20 protein-coding genes, 1 tRNA gene and 4 pseudogenes are annotated in these 22547 nt (G+C 38.3%); 10 read left to right on the forward strand and 15 right to left on the reverse strand.

Translation table 11 applies throughout. From position 1 onward, the window contains the following. Window positions 1–230: 230 nt before the first annotated feature. The 3 genes and pseudogenes from KSMBR1_RS00275 to KSMBR1_RS22945 form a co-directional block, all read left to right on the forward strand. A pseudogene (locus tag KSMBR1_RS00275) lies at window positions 231–614 on the forward strand (IS1380-like element ISCku9 family transposase); the annotation flags it as partial. Window positions 615–1303: 689 nt separating this feature from the next. Next, entirely contained in the window at window positions 1304–2200 is an 897-nt protein-coding gene (gene ltrA / locus KSMBR1_RS00280) for a group II intron reverse transcriptase/maturase (RefSeq protein WP_099323530.1), read from the forward strand. Between the two features lie 18 nt (window positions 2201–2218). Further along, a complete protein-coding gene (locus KSMBR1_RS22945) occupies window positions 2219–2494 on the forward strand; it encodes a group II intron maturase-specific domain-containing protein (RefSeq protein WP_099323535.1) in 276 nt (91 codons plus the stop codon). A 447-nt stretch (window positions 2495–2941) separates the two neighbouring features. Here the strand turns inward: KSMBR1_RS22945 and KSMBR1_RS00290 are convergent, their stop codons facing one another. From KSMBR1_RS00290 to KSMBR1_RS00305, 4 genes are all read right to left on the reverse strand, one after another. After that, on the reverse strand, window positions 2942–3709 hold the full coding sequence (locus tag KSMBR1_RS00290; RefSeq protein ID WP_099323536.1) for a glycosyltransferase family 2 protein: 768 nt from the start codon (window positions 3707–3709) through the stop codon (window positions 2942–2944). A gap of 308 nt (window positions 3710–4017) precedes the next feature. Next, the gene (locus KSMBR1_RS00295) at window positions 4018–4362 is read right to left on the reverse strand and encodes a muconolactone Delta-isomerase (RefSeq protein ID WP_099323537.1); all 345 of its coding nucleotides are present in this window, start codon (window positions 4360–4362) and stop codon (window positions 4018–4020) included. Between the two features lie 365 nt (window positions 4363–4727). Beyond that, entirely contained in the window at window positions 4728–5471 is a 744-nt protein-coding gene (fabG, locus tag KSMBR1_RS00300) for a 3-oxoacyl-[acyl-carrier-protein] reductase (protein WP_099323538.1), read from the reverse strand. Between the two features lie 156 nt (window positions 5472–5627). Continuing rightward, a complete protein-coding gene (locus KSMBR1_RS00305) occupies window positions 5628–6218 on the reverse strand; it encodes a hypothetical protein (protein WP_099323539.1) in 591 nt (196 codons plus the stop codon). A 342-nt stretch (window positions 6219–6560) separates the two neighbouring features. On the opposite strand from KSMBR1_RS00305, the gene KSMBR1_RS00310 reads away from it, so the two are divergent. Further along, window positions 6561–7934, forward strand: coding sequence for an SPL family radical SAM protein (locus tag KSMBR1_RS00310; protein ID WP_099323540.1), 1374 nt, complete (start codon window positions 6561–6563; stop codon window positions 7932–7934). 230 nt (window positions 7935–8164) lie between these two features. Here KSMBR1_RS00310 and KSMBR1_RS20535 read toward each other — a convergent pair whose 3' ends face one another. The 8 genes and pseudogenes from KSMBR1_RS20535 to KSMBR1_RS00345 form a co-directional block, all read right to left on the reverse strand. Then, complete coding sequence (locus tag KSMBR1_RS20535; RefSeq protein ID WP_157775556.1) at window positions 8165–8326, reverse strand: hypothetical protein; 162 nt, start codon at window positions 8324–8326, stop codon at window positions 8165–8167. An 81-nt stretch (window positions 8327–8407) separates the two neighbouring features. After that, a complete protein-coding gene (locus tag KSMBR1_RS22950) occupies window positions 8408–8497 on the reverse strand; it encodes a diguanylate cyclase domain-containing protein (protein WP_099323541.1) in 90 nt (29 codons plus the stop codon). Between the two features lie 222 nt (window positions 8498–8719). Beyond that, the gene (locus KSMBR1_RS00320) at window positions 8720–8959 is read right to left on the reverse strand and encodes a hypothetical protein (RefSeq protein ID WP_099323542.1); all 240 of its coding nucleotides are present in this window, start codon (window positions 8957–8959) and stop codon (window positions 8720–8722) included. Then, window positions 8929–9081 (reverse strand): annotated as a pseudogene (locus KSMBR1_RS22955) (PAS domain-containing protein); the annotation flags it as partial. The pseudogene KSMBR1_RS22955 and the gene KSMBR1_RS00320, both read right to left, overlap by 31 nt. Before the next feature lie 274 nt (window positions 9082–9355). Then, entirely contained in the window at window positions 9356–9826 is a 471-nt protein-coding gene (locus KSMBR1_RS00330; RefSeq protein WP_099323543.1) for a bacterioferritin, read from the reverse strand. 131 nt (window positions 9827–9957) lie between these two features. Further along, a pseudogene (locus KSMBR1_RS22960) lies at window positions 9958–10039 on the reverse strand (short-chain dehydrogenase); the annotation flags it as partial. A 457-nt stretch (window positions 10040–10496) separates the two neighbouring features. Continuing rightward, entirely contained in the window at window positions 10497–11834 is a 1338-nt protein-coding gene (locus tag KSMBR1_RS00340) for an IS1380-like element ISCku8 family transposase (RefSeq protein ID WP_099323544.1), read from the reverse strand. Between the two features lie 539 nt (window positions 11835–12373). Next, a tRNA-Leu gene (locus tag KSMBR1_RS00345) sits at window positions 12374–12457 on the reverse strand. 383 nt (window positions 12458–12840) lie between these two features. On the opposite strand from KSMBR1_RS00345, the gene smpB reads away from it, so the two are divergent. From smpB to KSMBR1_RS00365, 4 genes are all read left to right on the forward strand, one after another. After that, window positions 12841–13284, forward strand: a complete 444-nt coding sequence (smpB, locus tag KSMBR1_RS00350) for an SsrA-binding protein SmpB (RefSeq protein ID WP_099323545.1) — start codon at window positions 12841–12843, stop codon at window positions 13282–13284. Between the two features lie 176 nt (window positions 13285–13460). Beyond that, window positions 13461–13883: a response regulator gene (locus KSMBR1_RS00355; protein ID WP_099323546.1), complete on the forward strand. Its 423-nt coding sequence runs from the start codon at window positions 13461–13463 to the stop codon at window positions 13881–13883. Between the two features lie 68 nt (window positions 13884–13951). Next, complete coding sequence (gene dacB, locus KSMBR1_RS00360; protein WP_157775559.1) at window positions 13952–15412, forward strand: D-alanyl-D-alanine carboxypeptidase/D-alanyl-D-alanine endopeptidase; 1461 nt, start codon at window positions 13952–13954, stop codon at window positions 15410–15412. Between the two features lie 9 nt (window positions 15413–15421). Then, window positions 15422–16048 (forward strand): class I SAM-dependent methyltransferase, encoded by a 627-nt coding sequence (locus KSMBR1_RS00365; protein WP_099323548.1) that lies wholly within the window; start codon window positions 15422–15424, stop codon window positions 16046–16048. Between the two features lie 13 nt (window positions 16049–16061). On the opposite strand, the gene KSMBR1_RS00370 is transcribed toward KSMBR1_RS00365, so the two are convergent. Together KSMBR1_RS00370 and KSMBR1_RS00375 are read right to left on the reverse strand one after the other, a co-directional pair. After that, window positions 16062–17360 (reverse strand): UDP-glucose dehydrogenase family protein, encoded by a 1299-nt coding sequence (locus KSMBR1_RS00370; protein ID WP_099323549.1) that lies wholly within the window; start codon window positions 17358–17360, stop codon window positions 16062–16064. 129 nt (window positions 17361–17489) lie between these two features. Next, window positions 17490–18218 carry a hypothetical protein gene (locus tag KSMBR1_RS00375; RefSeq protein ID WP_099323550.1) on the reverse strand — a complete coding sequence of 243 codons (729 nt, stop codon included), beginning with the start codon at window positions 18216–18218 and terminating at the stop codon, window positions 17490–17492. 307 nt (window positions 18219–18525) lie between these two features. On the opposite strand from KSMBR1_RS00375, the gene ispH reads away from it, so the two are divergent. Together ispH and KSMBR1_RS00385 are read left to right on the forward strand one after the other, a co-directional pair. Further along, window positions 18526–20268, forward strand: coding sequence for a 4-hydroxy-3-methylbut-2-enyl diphosphate reductase (ispH, locus tag KSMBR1_RS20540; RefSeq protein ID WP_157775562.1), 1743 nt, complete (start codon window positions 18526–18528; stop codon window positions 20266–20268). Between the two features lie 20 nt (window positions 20269–20288). Next, complete coding sequence (locus KSMBR1_RS00385) at window positions 20289–20987, forward strand: DUF502 domain-containing protein (protein ID WP_099323551.1); 699 nt, start codon at window positions 20289–20291, stop codon at window positions 20985–20987. 206 nt (window positions 20988–21193) lie between these two features. On the opposite strand, the pseudogene KSMBR1_RS21725 reads toward KSMBR1_RS00385, so the two are convergent. Then, window positions 21194–22480 (reverse strand): annotated as a pseudogene (locus tag KSMBR1_RS21725) (IS630 family transposase). Window positions 22481–22547 lie beyond the last annotated feature (67 nt).

A 22547-nucleotide genomic window follows, 5' to 3' on the forward strand; every position in this document is an offset into this window, starting at 1 on the left:
AAGCTTATTATTTATGCAGAATAGGTAGCTCGGAGCAGACCCATCAATAAACTAGATGGGGAAAAACAAATGTCTAATATTGAACTAGTCCTAAAACAAGCGTAATTTTTTAATCTGAGAGAGTTAAAGTAGGTTGAAAAGCCTGAATTTACTGGTTAAGATAGTGATATGTAAAAATTCCGATAACCAGAAAAAGGGGCATTTCAGACCTGTACTGAGCTTGTCGAAGCATGAGTAAAATAGCAGCAAGAAAATATAACAAGATATTGAGAAGAAAGAAACGGAAAATAGAGAAACGGTTAAAGAGAAAGCAATGGGGAGATCAGAAGCATCCGATGTTCACGGCAAAGAACATTCATTACGAGATAGCCGCGAATAGCCAGGCAATTGCCTGTGGTGGTATAGGCGTAATCCATCAAATGGCAATAAGAAGTGGATTGGTAAAAGAGATAGACGAGAATCTTGAGTTACTCAAAAGGCATATACCGTATCATGAATCGGATCATATATTGAATATAGCGTACAATGTGCTTTCAGGGAATGTGCGGTTAGAAGACATAGAGTTGCATCGGCAAGACAGCGGCTATTTGGATGCGTTGGGTGCAGAGCGGATGTGTGCCTTGAAGTATGGAATACCTGAGTGGTTGAAAATACCACCTCTGCGAGCCTAATCCTCGTAGAGAAGTTTGTGCCTATGCGCACACAATGGAGCAATCCGTATGCGTAGAAAGATAGCATATACCCGTGAGGGGTATGACGGAGTTACGAGGTACAGACGACCTTTTGGGGTGTATGAGTGTGGCGTGTTATTCCGTGCCAACTGCCATTTCTCAGCGAAGCACTGACAATGTCCTTTGTTGGAGATGGATAAACAGATTAAGTAAAACCATCTCTGGTTAATGCGTTTGAACATACATCACGAAGGGAAAAGGGGTAATCCATATGACCGGGGGAGGACTTACGCCTTGGGCAAAATTCCCTAACAGCAAGGTATAAGGAAATTCCGAAGTCCGAGCTGTATGAGATGGTGATAGACAAGCTTCTCTCACAAGTCTATCTTTGAAGTCGTCAGCATTGCTCATAATAGTTTCCGGTGTGAATCGGAAATGAAAGGGGCATAACCGTAGTGGAATTGATGAAAGTGGTAGATTGAATACGTTCAATGAGAAAAGAAACTCTTTTGCGTAGGTAAGCAGTAACAAGAGCCTCTCTTGTTTTTGCCTATGTTTGGGAGAATCCGTACCCAGGAAACACGATTGACAAGTCTATTATCCGTAATCAATCGAAAGGAATATATCGAGAGATGCTTAAGTATCATTCATTAAGAGACAAGGTGTTTAGTCTGAAAAACCTTTATGCTGCTTTCAAACACGTAAAGAAGAATAAAGGCAAAGCTGGTCTTGACAGGGTAAGTATTAAGCAATTTGAGTCCAATCTTGATGTGAATATCATGAGTATCCATCAGGAACTCAAGACTGCCATATACAACCCTGCGCCTGTCCTGCGGGTATACATCCCCAAAGGCAGGCATGACAAGAGACCTCTTGGCATTCCCATTGTTAAGGACAGGATTGTACAGCAGGCGTTCAGGCAAATCATAGAGCCAATATTTGAGAAAGGATTCTCAGATAACAGCTTTGGATTTCGCCCTGACAGATGCTGTCACGATGCTATCAAACGGCTTGAACAGTATAAGCAGGAAGGGTATACCAGCGTCCTTGATGCCGATATAATGGCATTCTATGACACCATACCCCATAAGCTTATTATGGACTCCTTACGTGAGAAAATTGCTGATGGATGGGTTTTGAACAGTATTGAGAACATGCTCAAGGCAGGGGTCATGGAGGACGGCATCGTGCACGAGACAAACAAAGGCACTCCGCAAGGAGGCGTCATTTCCCCTTTGCTTGCAAACCTTATCGGTGACATCATCGACAAGGAACTTGAAAAGGCTGGATATAAGTTTGTCCGATACGCCGATGATTTCGTTGTCATGACTAAAACAAAAGATGAACTCCCAGCCGCCCTCAGCTATGTCAAAGAAATCATTGCAGGGAAACTTGGAATGAAGCTGAGCGAGGATAAAACCAAGCTCACCAACTTCGAAAGAGGTTTCAGGTTTCTCGGATACGATTTCAAGGGCAAGTATAAGGGTATAAGCACGAAATCACTGAACAAACTCAAGAGCCTGTCCTGAGCCTGCCGAAGGAACAACATCAGAGACATCACCAGACGTACACAGGGCGTCAATCTGCAAGCCATTGTTGATACATTAAACCCTGTAATTCGTGGGCATGTCAACTATTTTCGGCTGGGCAATGTACAAAAGGTATATCGCTCATTAGACTGTTGGGTACGCATGAGACTGAGATGTTTCAAGTTCTCAAGAAAATGGAGAACAGACAACAAGCGTTTCCCTGTTCACCGATTCTTTAAAATGGGGTTACTCTCATTCGAAAGAGAATTTCTTAAGGCGTGTGCTAAAGCATGATGTTTGACTTTTCTCTGTTATAGAGCAACACTTCGGGGTCGCTGACTACGAGAAAGACGTATGGTTTAAAAAGGATGCTTTGTCACGTTGTCCAAAGTATCTGGCGACGAGTGGGGGTTGGAGGCTAATGGCCTCCAGCCTACCAGCTATAACGTTTCATTAAAATATCTACATTGATACCGTCATTGCGAGCGACAGCGAAACAATCTTGAGTTTTTTTGGAAACAAGAGATTGCTTCGTCGCTCCACTCCTCGCAATGACATTTTTTTACGTACACATTTTAACGAAACGATGTACTAAATATGAGTATGACGCCCAAAACAGGTTTTGTAATAGTTCAACACCTTCCTCTAAACTAATAAGCGCTAGATTGTTTTTAATATTTTTTATATGGAGTCCAATATCGAAAATAGGCAGTCGGCAGTCAAATTCTAAATTTTACCCTTTCATATGTTAGAAAAATTTTCTGCTTTTTCCCGTTCTCTTTTCCCGTCAAGTTCTGTTTCTATAATTTTTTTATAATACTCTAATCTTGTTTCAGCATTTGCTAAATTGCCATGGAACCGTTTCGTAAGGTCTTTGTAGATAAGTTTAACCGGCAGTTCCCTTACTTCCAGCCCAGCCTTCCATGCCTGTATCCATAACTGTACCGGCATGCCATAGCCTGGTTCCGTCAGGATTAAATTCTTTAATTTTTCCACCTTATATGCCTTAAAACCACAAAAAGCATCAGTAAGTTGAAATCCGGTAATATCATTTAACATCTGTGTAACTGCCATGTTAATGCGATAGCGATCATCAGGCACTTCCTGAAGGCTATTGACCGGAAGAAGATATCTGGATCCTGAAAGTATATCATACTCGCGAAAGGGCATTTTGCTTAAAAACTGCGGGATTTCTTCAGGTTCATGCTGTCCGTCAGCATCTATGGTCACCAGGTAATCATAATCATTATTTATCGCAAAATTGAACGCATCGATAATAGTTTGCCCATAACCTAAATTCCATTTATGTCTAATGACATATATGCTCTGTATGTCCTTTAAACTACTACCAATATCATTGGTAGATCCATCGTCCAGCACCAGTACCTCCACGCCGACCTTTTTTACCCTTTGAATAATGTCATAAACATCACTTTCATTGAAAACCGGTATTGCCACTACATTTTTTAATTTTTCATTTTTTCTCATTTCTATCCATTCGTCAATCACATCTGTAACTTGCTACAACCAACACAAACCATTCTTTCCGTCAAAATATGAAACGGTAAAATACGCTTCTTCAGTATATCGCTTGCTGCGTTTTCGGAGGGCGGTTAAGAATGGCACAATCATCAGGAAGGCAAATATTGGAACTTACTAATAAGTTGAGGTTTTTATAACAACTTCCACAGTACACAGTCGGCAGTCGGCAGTCGGCAATTTGCAATTTGCCGACTGCCGACCGTACAGCAGAACGGTCAAGTTTTTAGAAATTCAGCGGTAATTTAATTATAGTGGGGGCTGAAAATCATCGGCCCCTATTTCATAAGGGAATGAATTCTCCTGGTGTCTTGTAATGCTTTTTCCATTGGTACGAGTGGCGTAATTTCTATCTCTGTAAAAAAAGGGAAGAGTGGCAACTTTGCTACAATCTCTTCCACTTCTTCATTCGATTCGGCATCGATAATCGCTGCGGCGCCTCTCCTGCCTGAAAGTTTTCCGCCTGCCACAATCTTTCCTCGCCTCTGATACCGTGAAAAATACTCCCACTCTTTTATCACATACCCCAGAAAATCCTTTACCGGCATTTGCGGCATTTGTTTTACTTCAACCTTCAAAAGAAACAACATCTCTTTTTCCCTTTCAATTGTTAAAAGCGCCATTTTATAAAATACCTTTCTTAGTAACACTTTAGTTTTTTGAAAAAGTAGGGGCGAAGCATTTACCCGTTTGAGTATGAACGCATTTATGACAATTTACAACAAATGCTTCACCCCTAAATTGCGATTGTTGGGATTTTTCAAAAAACTAAAATGCTACCATCCTTATCACATTACTTTGTTAAAATAATATGCAAAACAACCTTAATTCCCTCTATTTAAAAGGATTTATGCTTTGAAAAATCCTTGATTAATACCATACAATAAGTAGGATGCCGAACGCAAAGGCATACAAAATATATCACTTTATGAACGGTTTCAGTGGTTTTTAACAAAGTAATGCTTATCACTTCTCTTTATAATAGCGACTACATTGCCAAACCACCATCGACATTAATTACCTGGCCGGTAATGTATTTTGCATCTTCAGATAAGAGGAATTTTACCAATTTTGCAACTTCCTCCGGCAAACCAAATCTTTTTACCGGAATCATTTCAATCATCTTTGTTTTATATTCCTGCGGCAAAACGTCCGTCATGTTCGTTTCAATAAACCCACAGGCAATGGCATTCACCGTAATATTCGCCTTGCCCACCTCCTTTGCCAATGCCTTGGTAAAGCCAATCATGCCGGCCTTGGAGGAAGAATAATTCACCTGACCGGCCATTCCCATAATGCCGCTTACCGATGTTATATTAACAATGCTGCCAGACTTCTGTTTTATAAAAGGCATTATCAATGCCTTTGAGAAATTGTATACGCTCTTAAGATTGGTATTTATTACGTCATCCCAGTCACTTTCCGACATAAGCGCCAGGAGTTTGTCACGGGTGATGCCTGCATTGTTTATCAGAAAATCTACTTTCCCAAATAACTCTTTCACTTCTTTTACCATATCCTTCGCGCCGTTAAAACTCACCGCATCCACCTGAAACGACTTCCCTTTCACTCCCAATGTTTCAATTTCCTTCACCAGCGCATTGGCCGCCTCCACATTTTTGCTGTAATTAAAGGCAACATTGCAACCATTCTTTGCAAGTTCCCATACAATAGCTTTGCCAATCCCGCGTGTACCGCCAGTTACAATGGCTACCTTGTCCTTGAATTGCATAAAAAATCTCCCGTAGTAATTTGTTTTGTTTAATAAATGATTTCGAAAAACATTACAGGGTATGTTAAAAACATTGATGGAAAACCCTTTTTGAATCTCTGAATTTCAGGCGCATCCCCATACAAACACCCTCATAACCTGATCGTTATCGATCAATCAACGCCCTTCATTGCTTTTAACCCACTCTAAACCTGAGTCAATTAATAATTTTATTGCTTTTAACTCTTCCAAAGAATTAAAACGGCATACAGCGCCAACACCATATCCACCCGAAGAAAACCCTTGCCATGAGTAACCACTCTGCGAAAAACCTATTCTGAATGTGTCTCTCGTTGTAAATGCAACTTCTGTGTTTAGTCTGCGCACAGCCTTCCATTTATTAGACAGACTTATCATATATTCCGCTGCATTGGCCACATTTTCAATTTCATCCAGATCAACAAAAACAGTTTTTCTCTGTTCATTCCTTCCTCCCTCATAAACAATAACCTGAAAACCGCTTATTTTTTTATTTGCACTGATTGGTTCGTAAGAGACAATGGCCTTAATTTCAACGTATGACCCATAAGTGCCTTCAACCTTGCCCAAATCGACACTTTCTATGACAATTAACGTCTCAACTTTCGATAGAAAAGCCTCCAATTTTGTTGCAGGTTCATTTGCGGCTGCAATTGTTTCATGCCCCGGAGATATTAAAAAAAAGAGCGTTATTACGGCATACAAAATAAATATACATTGCTTTTTCATAAGCTTTTCTTGTTCAAACGTGCTTTTTATGCCGATTGCAGGTCATTTTTACATAAGCAAAAAGATCCTTCTGCCAAATCATAACAGGGCTGTGCATATGAAATATTTTTCTTTCCATAACCCCTTTTTCCCTGATAGTATTCTTTCATGCTTTTTATGGGGCAATCACGAGGGTTACCCCTACTGTGCGGTAAGCGGTAAATTGGTTTTTTGCATGTTAACAAACTCCATGTATGGTTTTCAATATAAAACAACTATCCCCGATAATAGCCACAGGTGCGACATCTGGCAACCATGTAAACGTTTCCCTTTCTAAGATAAAATTTATCTACCTGTATAATTATGGAAGATTCTCTTTCAACAATAGACGACATTGACTCTTTAAAAACCTTCGTCAGAAAAAAATATTACTATCTTGGGCAAAACAAGCAACAAGAGATATCCCGCCTTATCTTTGAGATTGCAAAACGTGAAAAGGTTGGATTTTCACTTGTTTTTGAACAGATTCCCCCACCGCCAAGCCGTTTCTCTTTCATTAAAAGTTATTTGCTGGAACGGCGTTATCCTTTGCTTCACCAAAATGGGGTCAAAATAAGCCAGACTTTTTGCGACGTCGATATAAATCCCTCCTTAAGGGTTAATCTCACTACGAAACAAATCATCACGCCGAAACAGTTTTTTGTAGAAGAATCCGTTTTGTCTACCGAAACCGTTCAGCGAATACGCGACAAATTCCCCAACAGTACTTTTACCATGATAGCGTCCTACCGTGAATACGTGAAGAAGAAAGCATTTACTATTGCCGATTACAACAGAAGGCTGGAAAATTTCTTTATTATACGCGAAAAATTTGACTTTTATAAACACTGTCCATGTTCAAACAACTCCGCATCGTGCGGATATTTTGTAATGAATTTAGGGAGCGGATGCCCATATGAATGCACCTATTGCTTTCTTCAAAACTATATTAACTCGCCTGGGATTGTGCTACCGGCAAATATAGAGGATTTTTTCACCGTCTTCAGGAATTTAAAAAAAGACATGCGCCTCGGATCAGGAGAATTAACCGATTCCCTTGCATTCGACCACATTACGGAGTATTCGCCTAAAATCGTGAATTTCTTCCGGCAATATCCCAAAAGCACTTTCGAGTTCAAAACAAAAAGCAACAATGTGCGCTTGCTCACTTCAGCACCCGGAGCAAAGAATATTATCATTTCATGGTCATTGAATCCGCAAAAGTTGATCGACACCGCAGAGTATTTTACCGCTTCCCTGGAGGAAAGGTTAGAAGCAGCGCAAGCATGCACAGCGGCGGGATATCGTGTTGCTTTCCACTTTGATCCGATTATCTGCTATAGTGGATGGGAGACAGATTATGAAGTATTAATCAATACCGTCTTTACCAAAATTGAATCAAACACTATCGCGTGGCTGAGTTTAGGAACATTGCGCATATCGCCTCAATTAAAAAAAATCATTGAAAACCGGTTTCCCGAAAATGCCCTGCTTGACGAAGAATTATTAACCGGTTTCGACGGAAAATTGAGGTATCCGGCAGAGATAAGATCATTTATATACACCACTATGAACTCATGGATACGGAAAAACAACAAAAGTGTTCCCGTTTATTTATGCATGGAGGAAAGAGAAATGCATAGAGACACACATCTCTCCCTTAAACATGAAACAAAACAGACAACGGTAATTTTTTAAAAGAGGGGATGATACATTTCGTGCCAGGGGAAAACCACCGTGAATGGATCTTGAGGCATTCAGATATTTATGTGCAGATAAGATTACAATGAGTGGAAAACTATTCTGTAATGTGTATTATTATCGGTGCAAAACTTTGTTTAACAGAAGATAATATGCAGGCAATCAAGAGGTTTCGACCCGGTTTCTCCCGTTTTTCCTGGATTTGTATAGTGCATCATCTACGGCATTTACCAAGGTTTCTCAGGTTCCATATTGCGGAAAAGACGCAATATACTTACGGTCAGTCGATACGTTTGTCCGTAAACAATCGTGCCAAAACAGGTAACTTCAATTGATTTACGAATTCCTTCTGCTTTTTCTTTTGCCTGCGATACATCTGCTCCCGGCATTATAATTACAAATTCTTAACCACCATATCGTGCCAATACATCTGAAGTTCTTAAAGAATTATTTAATATCTTAGAAACTTCCTACAATACCCGGTCGCCAGCCGTATGACCATACGTATCATTAATACTCTTAAAGTGCCATATCCAAAAGAAGCAAACATACAGACTCATAGCGCCTTTTCGTTAAAGCCAATTGTTTTTTCAACATTTCATCAAAGAATCTTATGTACTGAAACCGTAGCTATTCAGCGTAATTTATTAAACTACCTGAGATCAGAGCACAACTCGTTCCCAAACAGATACTTCACTGTTTTCAATATTCCACTCACAACTGCTTAATTGAGCAATCTTCTGGGCATGGGCAAGCGTATTCTTGCTTTTACGCCACTCTTCTTACATAAATTTTCGTTCAGTAATATCTGTTATTGCCGCTATATAGACGCTGCTTTCCTCTCTTTTCCCGACATCAGAAAAAAACAGGGGAATTCCTATGCACAATACCCACGTAATCTTCACATAAGGATAAATAAGGCGAAATTCCGATTTAAATGTTTTCTTGTTCTTTACTGCATCTGCCCATTCTTTACAATACGCGTGTGAGGTTAATCCCCCCCATGCAGTACGCCCATCCATCCGTTTCCCAGAGATTCATCCGTGGTAAGCCCTGTAATCTTGCACCATTGTTCATTGACAAATAGAAAATTCCATTCAAAATCAGTATAAAAAATTCCAACCGGCAGAATATTTGTTATTGTGCGAAAACGTCTTTCGCTTTCACTGAGTAATTCATTCTTTTGCTTGCACTAAATCAACAAGGATTTCAGTTTATTGATATCCGGGGACAAAGATTCAACATTCTCCATCAAACTGTTTTTTTTTATAAGATGCACTCATTTTTTCCCACCGGACGCAAGTAAACTTCCCACAGCAACGCAAATAATTTCCATGACCATCTGGAAACATTCGCGATGTAAAGGAATACGCACTTCCTGTTTTATTAATGATTATTAAGACCTGATTAATAGAAGATTACATTAAGTGTAAAACAATATATTGATCACCATATTTTTCAATATTGTTTACCATTGTTTGTAAATTACTTAAATGTTCTTCTTCCGACTTGAGAATTTCTTCTAAAAGCATTCTGCTTCCATGGTCTTTTTCGTTAAAACATATTGTTATGCCTTCATTTAATCTTGCAATAGCTTCAACTTCAATATCTCTATTAAGTTTTAACATTTTAACAATATCAAACTGTTTTTCTTCAGGCAAGGCATGTTTTTGGTTTTTAACTATTTCCCCTAAAAACAATATGCGCCCCGCTAACATTTCAGCATGCTTCATTTCATCTATTGCGTCTTTTTTAAGCATTTCTGCAAGTTTATTTAGACCCAAATCTTCACACTTTGTATGCTGATCCATATATATGCCTATAGCGCCTATCTCTGCTGTATATACCTCACACAACATTTTGTAAACTTTTTCATTCACACTACCCATTTTATCCTCCTTTTAATCTCTGGTTTTATTATATAATTCACTTTCTGTTTGTTCTACATTTCTAACTAGCATTTTTATTGAGCAGTATAACCACCATCAATAACCAATTCACTTCCGGTAACAAATTTTGATTAATCCGACACCAGGTAAAGAATTCCATATGCAATATCCAGTGGTTCGCCAATATGTACTTATTGGATGTAAACTGTCAAGATGTTCTCTAAAACCGTGTGTTTCTTTACCTGACGCGTCTACTAATGGTGTCTAAATGTAACTATTCAGCGTAATTTATTAAACTACCGGGGAGATCAGAGCACAACTCGTTCCCAAAAACCTTGTACTGAACATAGTGAAGTATCTGTTTGAGAACGAGCCGTGTATCGTTTAAGCTGAGTAATTATCTTTTATTTGTACCTAAATCCTGCAAACGATTTTCGCAATGCGAAAATCAGTATTTTCCACTACCAAGATTGGCAAAAAGCGATAACAGATATCCGTTTTTTAGCAATTGTGGTAGCGCTATTGTACTACTTTAAACAAAAAGACATGGGAAATTGTCGGAAACGTGCTCTCTGATGCAATGAAAATCAAGATAGGGATGTACTGTCTCCATCTGCGGTATACTTACCACTCTCAAAAGACTAAAAAAACGAAATACAACGTCGGTTTTCTACTGAAAAACTACATCCAGTGACATGCGTTCCCACTTTTCCCATTCCTCCTGATGGAGAAATTTCTCCGGCAATTTTAATGTCATCTGCCGGCTTCTCTCCACCAGTTTCCCTGCCACACGGATTAACCACAGTCTCATCGTCTTTACTTCCCACTGTTGTATCACTCCACCACTGAGCAATCCCATCCACTTCAAAAGATTATACGCTAACACCGCACACTGAAATAGCGCAGCATTGGCCAAAAATTCACCCGTACGTATGTGCCCCGCATTCATCTGTCCTTTACTCTCTTCTATCAAAGTCTCGCAGGTAGCCCTCTTTCCATAACAACGATGCGCTTCCATCGGACTTAACCGCTCCGTTGTAACGTAACAAAAATACTCATACACGGACACTTCTACTAATTTCTTTTCTCTTTTGACCAATTGCCGCACTGCCACAAAACGTCTCGCACGATCCCACCCTGCACATCGATACCAAAATTCAGCCTGTTCCCATCCTGGCTCCCCTTTCACCTCATTCCATTTCTGCCCTTCAAGCAATCCTTCCAGATTCTTCAGCTTTACCTTAATCAGATATCCCGCCAATATTGACTCAAGGTATTCAAGTAATTCTCCGGTAAAAAAACCGCTGTCTCCCCGAAATACCACCCTTACCCCCTTATTCATGTACGCCATACATTCCTTCATGAACTCTACTACTCCGTTACTCGTGTAGGCGCTTCCACAGCGGAACCAACTATGTAATACCTCCTTTGTTTCTGCAATAAATGCCATTAAGGGATGATACGCCTTCTGCCCCTTCTTGTGCGGATTATATCCTACCTCTGCACCCTCCTGTTTCCCATATACACCATCTACGGTAGAATCAACATCTATCCATACTTCGCAAAGAGCACTCCTGAGTTTATGGCCTGATCTCACCGCACGCTTCCATATCTTTCCCCTAAACCGGTGGATCACCCCCGTCAGTTCCACTATATCTCCCTGACTCGCCAGCTTCATAATACGTCCTATCGTAGTATCTACAGGTACCTCTTTCCACCCGGACATCTTCTTCAATACCTCATCTGTACACACCTTCATCACCTCTACCATCGATGTCGCCCCTGCTATCAACCCTATCACTACCATTTGTACCGCATCGACAAACTGATACCGGGCATTTGCTCCACGATCCTTATGGACCGCTTCATGGACTCTCTCCCGGAACATCAGCTTACCCATAAAATTCAATACCGGTAAAAGCCCTGCATGTACCGTTAAGCCTTTCCCGCTCATCTCTGCCTTGATTTTCGGTTGTCTTTTGCTGTATTTTTTTGCTATATTCTTCATCGAAATGGTGAATCTCCTTTCAGGTGTTTTTTGTTATCAATATACCGCCGAATACCTTGGAAATCCTACCATTTCAATCCTATTCCTGCAACAAGGCTTTGCCTTGTTTGCAGGATTTAGGTTGTATATTATTTCAATTACGTTGGATACTTTAATTTACTAAACCTAAAAACTTAAGTATTGCCAGATAATATTGTAAAAATTATTTAAACACCAACTTAACAAAATATATAATAATTAACTTTGAAAATCAAAATATTTTTATGTAATAATTATTGTTAATACACAATATCTAAAAATGTTTTTAAAAGAAAAAATCATGATGATCCCAAAAAACGTATTGGCGATAGGAAATGACCTCTTTTAAGGAAGATTGGAGGGTGGATCATAAAAAACGAAAGGAATCGGGCAGTTGGGATGTATATGTTATAGCACGGAAAATCGTTGTAGCCACGCTTTACCAATTAGACCTATGAAATAAGTTCTATTAAAAACCTTGTATATTGTACCTGTACCAAATCTTATCTTTAACATCTAAATGCCGAAGAAGGGACTTGAACCCTTACGGTGTTGCCACCACTAGAACCTGAATCTAGCGCGTCTGCCAATTCCGCCACTTCGGCATTCGAAAACACTTATTTTATCGAACATCCCATACGCAGAGATTTTAGGAAATAAAGACGATTAAGTCAAAGGTTTTTCACAAAATGACCTTGCATTGCCATTTGCAATTTGTTATTATTTGCAATCGTATGCCTTTAAGTTGTCAATAATTACGATAAAATTTTTTTATCGTAGTGATGAAAATTCATTTTGTCTAATGATTCGTCTCATTTATAAACTTTCCTTATTAAAGCAGTTATTTTGGTAACATCGCACTCAAATAAAACAAAAACCGTGTTTTATTTCTAATAAATATTATCGTTTCAAAATAAACCTATAGGAAAACATATGCATGTGAGAACACTCATAAAACAGAAGCATACTTTGTTTTATTCTAAATAGCATGGAAATTATTGCCAAAAATAGAAAAGCCTTTTATCAATATGAGGTTTTAGAAAAAATAGAATGTGGGATTGTGCTCACTGGTACAGAAGTTAAATCGTTAAGAAATAAGGATGTTAGTATAAATGATAGTTTTGCGCAATTGGATCATGGCGAAGCCTTTCTGTATGAAATGCATATTGGTGAATATAAACAAGGAAATCGCCAAAATCACGAACCCAAAAGGAAAAGAAAGCTCCTCCTTCATAAAAGGGAAATATCAAAAATAGCAGGAAAAGTACAACAAAAGGGATACACTCTTATACCATTATCAATATATTTTAAAAATGGACTTGCTAAATTAGAAATTGCAATAGCACGAGGAAAATCCATGTTTGACAAACGTGAAGACATTAAAAAAAGAACGGTCGAAAGAGAGATTCGCCAGGTAATGAAAAAATTTTAACATTCATATCAGTTGCTAATTAATAATAGTATTCAAAACATTTTTCAATGAAACAAATGTATCAAAACATAAAAAAGGAGTTTTAAAGCTCCTTTTTCATTCTCTTTCTTTAAAACAATTAATTATACAGGTTTTTGCACCTTATAAAACCACACAATTAACGAGAAAGGTAAATTATGCCTTCATCAAGGATAATGATTGTAGAGGATGAGCGACAAACAGTTGATACATTAAGGGATTTATTTGAACAATACGGTTATGAAACAGAGGTTGCCCTTAATAAAAATGTAGCGATGAATATTCTCCAGGAGAGAAAAATGGATGTTCTTATAATAAGCGAAATGGTTCAGGACATCCCTGGCATAGAAATTATGTACGATATCAGAAAAACAAACAAATTTTTACCAATAATTATGATTTGTGATCAAAAATCAAAGCGCATTGAATCTTCTCTGATGAAGGCCGGCGCAAATATTGTTCTCTCTAAACCTTTAGACCCCATTATTGCAGTGCAAACTATCGATAATTTGTTAAAGATGAAATATATCGCCGAAAACATAAAACCTAAAAAACGTAAAACCTCTCTAAAAAAGAAATAACTTTTCTCTCCCAATTTTTCATACCAATACGATTTATGTTTCTATTTCAACGGTTATTGCATTTTTATATGAGAAGTTGCATAATTTTTATTGCCTTATTCACCTGTTTAACGTTGCCAGTCAAAGTAATCAAGGCTGAACCAACGCATCTCAATGAACAAATCAGGAATATTTTACAGAAATATTTATTAAAAAATGCTCACTGTGGAATCAGCGTTGTATCTCTAAAAACGAATACACCTGTCGTTAATTACCAAAGCAACGATTTATTCATGGTTGCATCTAATATGAAACTTGCAACAACCGCAACCGCATTGGAATATTTAGGGACAGATTTTAAATACAATACCTCCGTTGAAGCAGATGGGAATATAAAGAGCGATGGAACACTTGAAGGCAACATTATCATCAGGGGAAGCGGTGATCCAAATCTATCGGGAAGATTTTACAATAACAATATTTTAACTATTCCGAATGCATGGTTACAAGCAACAAAAAATCTTGGCATACAAAAAATTACAGGGGATATTGTAGCAGATGACTCAATCTTTGACCGCAATTATATCAACGATGCCTGGCCAAAAAACCAATTGCATGAGTGGTATTGTGCGCCCACCAGCGGTTTATCATTTAATGATAATTGCATTGATATTATTTTCGTTCCCCGGAATAACGTAAATAAAAAAGTCTCGCTGCTAATTGAACCGAACACTTCGTTTGTCACTATCCATAACGAGTGTATTTATACTTCTGAAGAGAAGCAACATGCGTATTCCATTTATCGAAAACCCGGAACAAACGATATTTATGTTAAGGGGAAATTTTGGACGAACGCCTCTCAGAAACGGGAGTGGGTAAGTGTGCACAGTCCTTCACTCTATCTTGCAACACTTTTTAAAGAAATGCTTAAAAATGGCGGTATATCTGTCTTTGGAATTGCCCGATTAATTAATGAAAACGACCGGATATCATATTCGAATAAACCTATTAAAATTGCCCAAACCATTTCCACAATGGAACAATCTATTCACATCACAAACAAACGAAGCCAAAATTTCTATGCCGAACAAATAATAAAAACATTGGGAGCACATATAAAAGGCTGTGGCAATACAGAAAACGGTTTACAAGTTATTAGCGCTTTCATGAAAAAGTTAGGCTATGACAGTGAAGAGTATAAAATACGGGACGGGTCTGGTTTGTCAAAAGAAAACAAACTCTCGCCTAATATGATAACCACTCTTTTATCATATATGAATACACACAAACACGGCAAAGTGTTTTGCGACTCACTTCCAATTTCAGGCATAGATGGCGGACTTCACCGCCGTATGGCATCTCTACAATATAAGGGTAAAATTCACGCAAAAACCGGATACATTGCCGGAGCTTCGGCGCTTTCCGGTTATATTGATACCTCTAAAGGCGATAGACTTGCATTTTCTATTCTTATTAATAATTTTAAAAGCTTACGCGATGCCAAAAAAGCACAAGACGAGATTTGCCAATTTTTAGCAGATAATTTATAAACCATACACATGAGCGACCACTTAAAAAAAATATATTCACTTTATGCGTACGTTTACGACACGCTCTTCGGAAAAATATTCGAACATGGCAGATGCACTGCTCTTAAGATGATGGATATTGAACCACATGATACCATTCTTGAAGTAGGTATTGGTACAGGGTTGTCATTGCCGCTTTATCCGAAGGGAATCAGTATAATAGGAATAGATTTGAGTGAAGAAATGTTACTGCGGGCAAAGACGAAGAAAATGAAATACACCTTGAATAACGTGCACTTATCTACTATGGATGCATCACTACTGGCCTTCAGGAATAATACTTTTGATAAAGTCATCGCATCACATGTTATTACCGTAGTACCGGAACCCATACACACTTTGAATGAAATAAAAAGGGTTTGCAAAAAGGAAGGGGATATTTTTATCTTAAATTACGCCGGTATTGATAATCAGTTCATCTCCCGATTTGAAAAAATTATCTCACCCATAAGGGATAAACTCGGTTTAGGAAAACATTTCGATCTTGACTTGTTATTAAAGGAGGCCAGCCTTCCTGTTATGAGTAAACAACAGGTAAATATTTTTAACGCATGTCAGATAATAAAATGTCGCAATAATACCTCCTCTGAAGCTTGAAGGTCATTAATAATTATCTTCCCACGCATAAATAATGAAAACCCAATTCTTTCATATCCTTAGGTTCGTATATATTTCTTCCGTCAACTATATTTGGACATTTTAAAAGTCTTTTTACTTTTTTAAGATCAAGGTCTCTAAACTCGTTCCACTCTGTTACAATAACCAGAGCATCACAGTTTTTAACCGCGGAATAAGGATCATCATAATATTTTATCCCTCTAAAGATAGTCTTTGCATTATCCATTGCTTCAGGATCAAAGGCATTAATTTGAGCGCCCGCTTCCTGCAATTGCTTAATTAACGTTATAGAAGGCGCATCTCTCATATCATCTGTTTTTGGTTTAAACGCCAAACCCCATATAGCAATTTTTTTGTTCTTCATTTTGGGGACAAGTATTTGTATTTTTTCAAAAAGAGACCTCTTTTGTTGTTCATTTACCTCATTAACCGCTGTTAGTATTTTTGCATCAATGCCATTCTCATTCATTATTTGTATCAATGCATTTACATCCTTCGGAAAACATGACCCGCCATATCCAATGCCTGCCTGAAGAAACCGTGGCCCTATTCTTGAATCTAATCCAGTCCCCTTCGCAATTTCTTTTATATCTCCACCAACTTTCTCACATAGTTGCGCTAATTCATTCATAAAAGAAATTCTCGTTGCAAGCATTGCATTACTCGCATACTTAATTAACTCCGCACTCCTTATATCAGTAAACATAATCGGTTTATCTGTTCTTGAAATACCATTATATATCGATTCCATAATCTTTTTTGCCTTTTCGCCTTGCACGCCTATTACAATTCTGTCCGGGTTGGTAAAATCCTTAATCGCCTCACCCTCTCGCATAAATTCAGGATTCGATGCCAAGTCAAACCTTATTGCTTTTTTTTGAAACGATTTTACCACTTTTCCTATTTTTTCTAATGTTCCGACAGGTGCAGTACTTTTATTCACTATAACTTTATACCCATTCATGTATTTTCCAATACTTTCAGCAACCGAAATAATAGCGGAAATATCAGCGCAATTATTAAGGTCGGATGGTGTTCCCACCCCAATAAAAATAACGTCTGACTTTTGAATGCCATCTTTAATATTTGTTGTAAAAGTAATCCTCCGCACTCTTGCATTTCTTTCCAGCATGTCTTTAAGACCGGGTTCATATATAGGAATGATACCTTTTTTCAAATTATCTATTTTGCCTTTATTAGAATCTACGCATATAACATCGTTGCCCATATCTGCAAGACATGTGCCTGCCACAAGACCTACATAACCGCTGCCAATACAACATATTTTCAATTATCGCCCTCCCCGTATTATTTTTGCCACTATCATCCTTAAAAAGAAAAAGCAGCAAGATAAATGAAATGACATTCATCATTACTGCTTTTTCAATGATCCCAGATTTTAATTCTCTAAACCGTCATGTTATTGCAAAGGATTATTAATGCGTCTCGTCTTAAAAACATGCCTAGTTTTCCCTATTCTGTACTCGCCATCTACCGACACGATTATTTCTTTTACCATACTGTTTACCGATACATTTTCGGATTCACCTTCGGTCAGAATAACATCATACGTCAATGACCAATCTTTTATATCCTTATCGGGATCAACAAATATTGATCCGAAATGATTGGTAAGTGAACTAACCTTATCAGTAACAAAGATTATTCTGTAGTTGTTAAGATTAAACATATGTTCCTGAAATACTTTTGGAGACTGATGGATTGGTTGACATTCAGGAATTAATTCTGAGATTTTTCCCAGAGGTACCGGACCATCCGTAAAGTTCACATAGTATTCACTCACACGGTATGTTTCCCCGCCATTTGATCTGTCAACACCATAATAAATTCTTAACTCTATATTAGTATTATTTCTTTTTAAATAGTACAGATCGTGTAGCGGAACATCATACAAAAAAGTTTTTTTCAAACCGTCCTCTTCCTCCGGAGTAACTATTCTGTATCTCCTGAAAGGTTCTTCTTCACAATATAAGTAATTTGGCGTACCAAACTTCTCCCGAACTGCATTTTTTGTCAACCATAAGATGCCATCTTCCAAACTCTCTGAAGCATGCAAGCTGCAGACAAAACCAAATATAATACTGCACAAACTAAAAACCAAGGCCATCGAACGTATTTTCTTTACCATAATTACGAATTCCTTCCTTAAAATAGAAATATCTTCACTATTTAATACAAAAAAAGCTGTTTTGAGTGGTCAGACTGCCCTAAAATCAAAGTAAGCCGAAGTATATAAATTATCAATAAATTTGTCAATTAATAATTTAGAAATTAAAATCTCCAATTATTTCAATAGCAAAAGCGCCACTCATTTAAAATCATTGACAACCAATATTGCAATTGATAGAATTCTGTTTAAAAATTATAAATCTTGAACATACTTGAGTTTATGTCTGATATAGTAATATTGTTTAAATTTCTTTCTGGAGTTATCATTGAAAGTTTTTGTTGCTAAAACCGCAGGTTTTTGTATGGGAGTCCGAAGGGCAATGGATATCCTGCTCGATGCGGCGAATGAAAAAAATATTGGCGCTAAAGTTTATACGGACGGTCCGTTAATCCATAATCCGCAAGTGCTTGAATATCTTGAAAAAAGAGACCTTCACATTGTTAATGATGTTACAGACCTCTCGAATAGCACCGTTGTCATCAGAGCGCATGGAGTGACTCCATCCCGAAGAGCGGAAATCGAAAGTAAAGGCGCAAAAGTATGCGACGCTACCTGTCCGCATGTAATGAGGGTGCAATCTATCATCAAAAAATATGCCGCACAGGGATATTCGACGATAATTGTCGGCGATAATGGACATGCCGAGGTGGTAGGATTGCTCGGTTATGCCGAGGGAAGAGGGCATGTAGTTGAAAACATGGAAAATATAGAACTACTTCCCCCTATGGATAAGGTATGCATTGTCGCCCAAACAACGCAAGACAGGCATTTATTTAAGAGGGCTATCGATGAAATAAAAAGACGTTATCCGAATTCAGAATCTTTTGAAACTATTTGCAGTTCCACCTACAAAAGACAGGATGAAGTAGTGAATCTCTGTAAATCTGTAGATGCAATGATTGTTGTTGGGGGCAGGGGAAGCGCAAATACAACACGGCTAGTTACAATATGCGAATCACAGGGAACTCCGACATTTCACGTTGAAACAGACTCAGAAATAGACCTCAATAAATTAAAAGTTTTTAATACCATTGGCGTTACTGCAGGTGCATCAACACCAAATTGGATGATCAAAAGGGTTGTTGACAAAGTAAGAACATACAAGGTCAATAAATACCAAAAAATCTTATTTGCTACAAAAAGTATCTTTAATTTTTTAATAGGCAGTTGCACGTATGTAGCATTAGGTGCGGCAAGCATGAGTTATTCGTGTGCACTGCTGCTTGGTGTTCAGCCAAGATTGATTTTTTGCATAATCGCCGCTCTTTTCATTTTTTCAATGCAGGTACTTAATCATTTTGCCAACAAAGAATCCGTGGCACTCAACGAGCCGGCGCGGGCAAAATTTTATGAAAAAAAGCAGGTCCTTTTTGTTATTTTAGGCATATTAGGAGCGGCCTTATCTTCAATTCTTGGGCTATACCACGGCAAATCCATCTTTTTTTGTGTTTTTCTCGCCAGTCTTTTTGGTATTTTTTACCGGCTGCAAATTATACCAAAGAGTTTTTCAGGTTTTATCCGGTACAGAAGCCTTGAGCAAATACCGGGTTCAAAAGAAATTTTCTACGGCATCGCCTGGGCAGCAAGCACCGCTTTAATTCCTTTTCTGGGTGTACGGAGAGACTTCATACCGGCGCTTGCCATTACGGTTGCATTCGCATTCAGTCTCGCTTTTATACGCGCTGTCGTTCTTGATATTCGGGATATTCAGGGGGACCGCATTTTGGGCAAAGAAACCATTCCTATCGCAATTGGAAAAGAACGCACAAAAAAAATTCTTGTTAGCATTACCCTTTTCATGGCATCTCTTCTTATAGCAGGCACACTCCTTGGATGGATATCAACGCTGGGATATTTTTTGCTTCCGTGCATAGCTTATGCCTCCGGTTATCAATATCTTTTCCAAAAAAGAATAATAACGGAAGGATTGCTGCTGGAAACGATAGCAGATTTTAATTTTATTTTTGCCGGTCTTATGGCGATTTTATGGCAATCTTTAACTTTTTAATTCGATAAAGTAAGGCGTGTATGGAAACATTAAACAAATTTTTCAATCTATTAAAAACAGACATCCGAAAAAGGATGTTAACGGGCTTGTTATTAATCATCCCCATTTACGTAACCTTTTTTGTTGTAAAATTTCTCTTTAGTTTTATTGGGGGGACTCTTTCTCCACTTATAAAAAAAATATTTCTTTTATTTGATGCTGAGCTGCCAAAAACATCCGCCGATGAATTTATAATTACGTTCATCGGGCTTATCTTCACATTCGCCTCATTGTATTTTATAGGTGTCTTCGCCGCGAATATTATCGGCAAATCAATAATTCATTATTTTGAAAACCTTTTAACAAAAACACCTGTTATTAACAATATTTATTCCACCGTGAAACAGATCGTACACGCAGTAAGCCTCCCCGGCAAACAAGCTTTCAAACGTGTTATTATACTGGATTTTCCAAAAGAAGGCACAAAAGCAATTGGTTTTGTAACAGGCAGCGTAAAAGAGAACGGCAAAGAAATATTTATTAGTGTTTTTGTACCAACCACTCCAAACCCCACATCTGGTTTTTTGATATATACGACAGAAGATGCGGTGATAGACACAAACCTTACCGTTGAAGAGGCATTTAAAGCACTGCTATCTGGCGGCGTATTAACTCCTAAACAATTTGCAACAATTTTAAAAACACCGCCCGACACGAAGTCTTCTGAAAAAAATACCTGAACCATTTCACACTACAGGTCATTTATCAAAATCGGCATTTGTTTAGCCAACGCTTTTGATAAAATCCAGGTCGTTCAATGCTCCGTGTTTATAAGTGTATTGCTCCTTGATTATCTGAATTTCAGACAGCACTACATTGAAAGTCTCAATCAGCCCAGGATCAAAATGCGTCCCGGCGCATTCCCCTATTTCACGCACCGCCTCTTCTATAGACCATGCCTTTTTGAAGGACGATCTATTGTCAGGGCGTCGAAAACATCGGCTATGGTGATAATCCTGCCAGACAGCGGGATTTCCTCGCCCCTGAGCTTCTTGGGGTAACCACTCCCGTCCCATTTTTTGTGGTGAGTTAGCGCGAGTATGCATGCTGTCTGGCGCAGAATTCCGGGATGGTTCCCGATAATTTCTGCACACATTGCCGGGTGCATACGCATAACCACCCATTCGGTTTCATCGGGCTTACCAAGCTTGAGGAGTATATTGTATTGAAAATTAGGTGTCAATAGCGAAGCAAGTTCTTCTTTATGCTGCGAATGGTTTTTTTGCAAGCAGTCCATTATAGCGTTTTTAAATTTTGCAAACTCTGAATAATACTTTGAATATAAGCACTGTTTTTTGACAAATTTCCAAAGCCGCTCAATAAGATTGAGGTTCGGTGAATACGGGGGCAAAAAAACCAACTCAATATGCAACTGTGCTGCCAGATTCTTAACAACGGTACACTTCTGATAACGGGCATTGTCTAATATGAAGGTAATAGGCATCGCTAAATTTAAACAGGCAGTTTTCCATAGTAAATCACAAACACTTTGAGCATCTATGTAAGTCTCATTGGTTATGGTAATCAGTTAATGGGTTATTGCATTCAACGCTCCAAGGACATTCAACCGTTGCCTTCCGGAAGGCGCTTTGATAAATACACTGGCAAAGCACCAAAGACACCCTAAAAAGGGGCTAACACAAAATGAGCCGCATCAATAAAGAATACGGTTCTTTTCCCTTCTTCGGCTTCTTTGAGAAAGGGTTCTAACGTTTTTTTTAAAGGCTTCTTGCTCGTCAACATTAACTTTGGAGGGAATTGTGCCTACTTTACGACGGTGTAAACCAATCTTCTTGAGAAATTTCGCCACTTGTTTTTCACTGCGCTTGAGCCCTGTTAGCTTCTCTATTACGCCAATTGCTTCTTTCATTGTCACGGGTGGGTGTTCGCGGAAATAATTCTCAATCGTTTGTTTATGCTCGCTGAGTTTACTTTCAGGACGATAAAAATTGATCTCTTTTAATTTCTCTATACCTCCATCCTGATATTCTTTGATATACTGGGTAACAACATTAATCGAGATTCCGGTTAATTGTGCTATTTTGTTATACGGCTCTCCTTGACTCTTGAACCACAGCGCTTCCATCTTTCGTTGCACTCGTGTATGGGGATGATGATATCGTTCATAATTTAATGCTTTTATGTCTTCTTCAGTAAACGCTATTTTTATCATAATCTCCTCATGGTTCAGGCCAAAAATAACACCTAAAAAAACCATATAATAAAGAATTCCATATATT

It is taken from the genome of Candidatus Kuenenia stuttgartiensis (assembly GCF_900232105.1).
Classification (GTDB): domain Bacteria; phylum Planctomycetota; class Brocadiia; order Brocadiales; family Brocadiaceae; genus Kuenenia; species Kuenenia stuttgartiensis_A.